This is a genomic window from Pseudomonas sp. 44 R 15 (assembly GCF_900004965.1).
Taxonomy (GTDB): domain Bacteria; phylum Pseudomonadota; class Gammaproteobacteria; order Pseudomonadales; family Pseudomonadaceae; genus Aquipseudomonas; species Aquipseudomonas orientalis_A.
Genome location: NZ_CVTU01000119.1, coordinates 140917 through 146616, shown reverse-complemented (window position 1 = coordinate 146616; position 5700 = coordinate 140917). Strand labels below are relative to the sequence as shown.

At 61.9% G+C, this 5700-nt stretch carries 4 protein-coding genes; 2 read left to right on the top strand and 2 right to left on the bottom strand.

What is annotated here, in order from left to right; genetic code table 11:
• Positions 1-241: 241 nt before the first annotated feature.
• On the bottom strand, positions 242-934 hold the full coding sequence (locus BFP93_RS25780) for a GNAT family N-acetyltransferase (RefSeq protein WP_065895433.1): 693 nt from the start codon (positions 932-934) through the stop codon (positions 242-244).
• Positions 935-1110: 176 nt separating this feature from the next.
• Between BFP93_RS25780 and BFP93_RS25775 the strand changes: the two genes are divergently transcribed.
• Together BFP93_RS25775 and BFP93_RS25770 are read left to right on the top strand one after the other, a co-directional pair.
• On the top strand, positions 1111-1962 hold the full coding sequence (locus BFP93_RS25775; protein ID WP_065895432.1) for a CAP domain-containing protein: 852 nt from the start codon (positions 1111-1113) through the stop codon (positions 1960-1962).
• A 151-nt stretch (positions 1963-2113) separates the two neighbouring features.
• Complete coding sequence (locus tag BFP93_RS25770; RefSeq protein ID WP_065895431.1) at positions 2114-4318, top strand: GAF domain-containing protein; 2205 nt, start codon at positions 2114-2116, stop codon at positions 4316-4318.
• Here BFP93_RS25770 and BFP93_RS25765 read toward each other — a convergent pair.
• Positions 4297-5424, bottom strand: a complete 1128-nt coding sequence (locus BFP93_RS25765) for a GGDEF domain-containing protein (protein ID WP_065895430.1) — start codon at positions 5422-5424, stop codon at positions 4297-4299. The genes BFP93_RS25770 and BFP93_RS25765 overlap by 22 nt on opposite strands.
• Positions 5425-5700: the final 276 nt, after the last annotated feature.

Genomic DNA, 5700 nt, shown 5'->3' with positions numbered 1-5700 from the left:
CAGTGCGGCTAACCCGGCGTCCTGCCGGGTTACCCACGAATTCAAGCCTGCGTTCGGCCAGCGTGGTTTAACGGGGCGCCTGAGATCAAAAGCAGATCAAGATCAAGAGCGACTCGCTTCGCATTGTGGTTACGGTTGGGCGCTACAGAGTTGTGTAGATGCCTATGCCCCGATAGCAGAGTGTCAGTCTCAGCCTATTTGACTGATACACCGCCATCGGGGGCAAGCCCCCTCCCACAGTTTAATCTTCAGTGTTCGAACCTCTTGCCAAACGCTCGCTCACAAACATCCGTACCTTGCGCGTTAGTTGATCCAAATGCCGATCACGCTGCTTTTCCGCATCGACCATGGCGCGCTTACCGTGCTTTTGCAGCAGGTAGGTATGGATCTGCCGCACTTCCAGCGAGCTGTAGATGGCAGCCACGTCCAGCACCCCCATCAGCCCATCGGTCCCGTAGTCCCGCGTATTCATCAGCACTTGCGTGCCGCGCGCGCCGCGCGCCTTGAAGCCCATGGCTTCGAAGGTCGGGACCTTCTCGACCGAACACGCCAGTTCCGCATGGGGATAGCGCGCCAACACGTCATCGAGCATGGCCCGGGCCACACCCTGGCGCCTGGAATCGGCGCGCACGGCCATAAAGGCCACGCCACAGGCTTGAGGGTCGTCCTTCACCGGCAGGTACAGGCAAAAGCCGACGACGGTCTCGTCCTGCATCGCCACGACCAGCTCAACGCTGATGCCCTTCGAGCCGTCCAGCGCCTCAAGATACAGGTGCACCTCAAAACCGATGGCGTACTGGTAGATGTTATAGAGCAGGTTACTGGGCGCCAGGGCCACGCTGCTGATGTCGGTGAGGTTGTCGACCACCAACTGCAGGATCTGGCTGTTGACCGGTTCGGGACAGGGCGTGGTGTAGCGGGTAAGGCTGAACATGCAAATTCCTGGGGTTTCACGTCGAGGCAGCGGCAATTGTACCTGTTGCGCGCCGTGTCGCCGGAGTGCTCGACAGCCGCCACTCAACAATTGAGTGAAAAAAGTTCGGACCAACGGGTGCATGCATGCCCCTGGATCGCGCATCATGGGCACTTTCAAGCTCAAGGGTAACGTCCATGCGCGTTCTGTCATTGATGATGGGTCTTACGACGCTGGCCGCCAGTACGGTGTTCTGCGCCAGCGCGATGGCGAATGAAGAAAGTCAGTTGGTGCAACAGATCAACCAGTACCGCAGCCAGGTTCAGCGCTGCAACGACCAGGGTTCCCAGGAGTTGCCGCCGCTGGCCAGTGACACACGGCTGGTGCTGCCGGCCTCCAATGTCGGCGATTTGCAGCAGTCGCTGGCGCGGGCCGCGTACCCGATGGTCAACGTGCAGGCCATCAGCCTGTCCGGGCCCAGGGACGCCGAGGCCGCCATGAAGGCGGTGCGTGAGAGCTTCTGTCGCGTGGTGCTCGACCCGCAATTCGTCGATATCGGCGTGAGCAACAACGGCCAGGACTGGCGCATCGTACTAGCGCGTCCGCTGCTGACCAGTGGCCTGGGCGACTGGCAGACCGAAGGCCGCAAGCTGCTCGACCTGATCAACGCCGCCCGCGCCCAGCCGCGCGAGTGCGGCACCCAGGCGTTCACGGCGACCACGCCGCTGTCGTGGAACGACGACCTGGCCAACGCCGCCAACAGCCATACGCGCAACATGGCCAACGGCAACTTTTTCGATCATCTCGACCACGATGGCCGTACCCCCGGCGACCGCGCCGAGCTGGCCGGCTATGTCGGGAAAAATATCGGCGAAAACATCGCCGCCGGTCTCGATACGCCGCGCAAGGTAATCGACGGTTGGCTCGCCAGCCCCGGCCATTGCGCCAACCTGATGAACCCGCAATTTCGCGATTTGGGCGCGGCCTACGCGATGGACCCGAAAAGCGATGCGGGCATCTATTGGACGGGGCTGTTCGGCACACAATAAAGCCTGCGGCCAAGCCGCCAAATGAGCAATAAAATCAAAGTGCTATCTGGGAGAGTAACGTGCTGAACTGATTGCGGTCATACCGGTCTGTAGCTAGGCAGTCTGACCTCTTCAAGGCTTAACTACGCGTAGCGAAAAAGGTGTGAACCCAATGATGAATTGGCTGCAAGACAGCAGCGAAATGGCAGAGCGGGTTCGTCGGCATGATTGGACCCATTCGCCCCTGGGGCCGCTTGAACACTGGCCGGACGTGTTGAAGACCACCGTTGCGCTGTGCTTCGCCTCCAGCTTCCCCCAGGCCATCGTCTGGGGGCCGCAGCTGATCACCCTCTACAACGACGCCTTCGTGCCGATCCTGGGTAACAAGCCCGATGCCCTGGGCCGTCCGTTCAGCGACGTGTGGCACGAAGTCTGGGATGACATCAGCCCTATCGCCGATACCGCGTTCGCCGGTCAGGCCACCTATATCGAAGACTTTCCGCTGTTGATCCAGCGTGGCGAGGCCCCTGAACAAGCGTATTTCACCTTTTGCTACAGCCCGATTCGGGATGCCCAGGGTCGGGTGGTCGGGTTGCTCGATACCGTCACGGAAACCACTGCCACGGTGTTTCTCGCCCGGCGCCTGGCGGTGCTGGAAGCCATCGGCAGCAGCGTCGCCACTGCAACCGACGCTGAAGCCATCATGAATTCGACCACCCGCTTGTTGGCCAAACACCTGCAAGTGTCGATTTGTGCCTACGCCGACATGGAAGACGATCAGGACGGTTTTACCATTCGCGGCGACTGGTCGGCGCAAGGCTCGCCGAGCATCGTCGGCCGTTACAGCCTGGCCGCGTTCGGTGAACGCGCGATGACCTGCCTGCGGGCCGGCGAGCCCTTGGTGATCCGCAATAACGTGCTCGAATTGCCGGCCCATGAAGCCGCGAATTTCCAGGCGCTCGGCGTGACGGCGACCCTCTGCATGCCCCTGATCAAGGACGGCCGCCTCACCGCATTGATGGCCGTGCACGACAGACAACCCCGCTACTGGTCGCCCTATGACCTGGCGCTCCTGGGCGAAGTCACCGAACGTTCCTGGGCGCATATCGAACGCGTACGCGCCGATGCCGCGGTGCGTGCCGGCCTGGCGGCCTATACCGAACTCAATGCGACCCTCGAGCAGCGCGTGGAAGAACGCACCCGCGCCCTCGCCCAGGCCGAAGCCGCGCTGCGCCAGTCACAAAAGCTTGAGGCCATCGGCCAGCTTACCGGCGGCGTCGCCCATGACTTCAACAACCTGCTGACGATCATCCGCTCCTCCGTGGATTTCCTGCGCCAGCCGGGGCTGTCGGAAGAACGCCGGCAACGCTACATGTGGGCGGTGTCCGATACCGTCGAGCGCGCCAGCAAGCTCACCAGCCAACTGCTCGCCTTTGCCCGCCGCCAGCCGCTGAACCCGCAGGTGTTCGACGTCAGCCAACGGGTGCGCAACATCGGCGAGATGCTCGAAAGCGTTACCGGCGCACGCATTCAAGTGCAGGTGCAATTGCCCGATCAGCCCTGCTTTGCACGCATCGATCCGAGCCAGTTCGAAACCGCCTTGATCAACATTGCCCTCAATGCCCGCGATGCGATGAACGGCCAGGGCACCCTGACCATCAAGGTCGTCGGGCAGCAGCCACTGCCGCGCATTCGCGGTGACGCCGGGTCGCGCCTGCCTCACCTGTGCATTTCCCTGGCCGACACCGGCAGCGGTATTTCCAGCGAGACTTTCGAACGCATTTTCGAACCGTTTTTTACCACCAAGGCCGTGGGCAAGGGCACCGGGCTGGGTTTGTCGCAAGTCTTCGGCTTTGCCAAGCAATCGGGCGGCAATATCGATGTGGCAAGTACCTTCGGGCTGGGTACGGTGTTCACCCTGTACCTGCCCCAGGTGGAGGGCGAAGTCGCACCACCGCAGGCCGAGCATCCAGCGCTGCTACCACCGCAGGACGTTACCCAATGGCATGTGCTGATCGTCGAAGACAACCTTGAGGTAGGACGTTTCGCCTGCCAGATCCTCAAGGACCTGGGTTACCAGACCACCTGGGCGACCAATGCCGAACAGGCGCTGACACTTGCCGGCAAAGACGCGGAGGCTTTCGACGCGATTTTTTCGGATGTGGTGATGCCGGGGATGACCGGTGTCGCCATGGCCAGGCTGCTGCGTCAGCGCCGTGCGGACCTGCCGGTGGTGCTCGTGTCGGGCTACAGCGAAGAACTGGCGGACAATGGGTACGAGGGCTTTGAGTTCCTCGCCAAACCCTACTCCGCCGAACAGGTCGCGCGGGCGTTAGCCAGGGCCATGGCCAAGGATCAGCCCGCCACGGCGACCTGATTACGCCCCAGCGCCTTGGCCCGGTACAGCGCCTTGTCGGCGCTGTCCATCAAGCCATTCAGGTCCAGCGGCTCGGCGTGGGTCGATGCAAGGCCCAGGCTGGCACTCAGCCCCTGCACCGGGTCGGCGCGCAGGTCGCCAATGGCCTGGACCAGTTGCTCTGCAATGCTGCGCGCGGTCTCCAGAGACGTATTGGGCAGCAATATTGCGAATTCTTCGCCCCCCAGACGACCGGACACATCGACCTGGCGAAACGAGGCGCTGATCACCCCGCCAATCTGGCGCAACACCTGATCGCCGGTCTGATGACCGTAGGTGTCATTGATGCTTTTGAAGTGATCCATGTCCAACATCAGCGCGCACAACGGCTGCTGCTCGCGATGGCATTGGGCGTACAGCGCCTGGGCACGCTCGAAGAAGGCACGACGGTTCATCAATCCGGTCAGTTCATCGGTCTGGGCGGCGTGGGTTGAAAGGGTGTGCGCACGTTCCATCTGGCGGGTCAGGCGAAAGGCTTTTTCCAGGGCATCGGAGAGCTTGCGCGTGGCGCCCACTACAAAGGAGGAAAACACCAAGACCGCCAGCGCCACGCCCACCTGCATCGGCGCCGGCTGGAACAAAAGCCACAGGGTACAAGGCAGCAGCACCAGGCCCATGGACCCCAGCGACATGGAGCGATAAGCCGAATAGCACGACACTGCGCTGACCGACATGCCCACGGCAAACAGCATGACCAACACTTGGGACAGGCGGTCATCGACGGGCATCACCGCCAGCGCCCCGCCGCCCCAGATCCCTGCCGACAGCATCAGTGTCAGCCAATAACGACGCTCCCAGCGCGCGGGCGTGCGTTCGCTGTTGGGGCAGCGAAACCATTCAAGGAACAGCTGCAGGCGCACCAGTGAGGAACCCGCCAGCAGCACCAGCCAGACCACCATGACGTGGTGATCGAAACGCTCCCAGCACAGCCAGCAGAGCATGATGGCGGCCAGACAGGCGCCAAAGATGGCCGAGAATGACTGGCGAAACAGCTGATGCAAACGGTCGGTTCGCACCTGTTCTTCGATGACGTGGTCCGGGTCTTGCCCATGCCCAAGGCTATGCATGCGATTCGCCTGTTTGGCTGCTCCGACAGAGGCGCCATTGTGGCACCCTGCCAGTAGCCCGGACAACAGGATCCTGCGTGCTAGAGCGTTTAACCCTTCTGAGCGGATGCTCTGCAATCCAAATGTGGGAGGGGGCTTGCTCCCGATGGCGGCCTCTGGGCCGACCAGGATGTTGAATTGGGTTGAGTACATATCCGTTTCTGCGGTAACGGCCACTTAGGGTTCCGCCCTGACGGCGGGTCACTTTGGAAAAGCCCCAAAGTAACCAAAGGGCTC

What these genes read in the sequence shown, in the direction of transcription:
- BFP93_RS25770 (WP_065895431.1), top strand. Translation starts at nt 2,114, where the DNA reads ATGATGAATTGGCTGCAAGACAGCAGCGAAATGGCAGAGCGGGTTCGT.
- BFP93_RS25765 (WP_065895430.1), bottom strand. Translation starts at nt 5,424, where the DNA reads ATGCATAGCCTTGGGCATGGGCAAGACCCGGACCACGTCATCGAAGAA.
- BFP93_RS25775 (WP_065895432.1), top strand. Translation starts at nt 1,111, where the DNA reads ATGCGCGTTCTGTCATTGATGATGGGTCTTACGACGCTGGCCGCCAGT.
- BFP93_RS25780 (WP_065895433.1), bottom strand. Translation starts at nt 934, where the DNA reads ATGTTCAGCCTTACCCGCTACACCACGCCCTGTCCCGAACCGGTCAAC.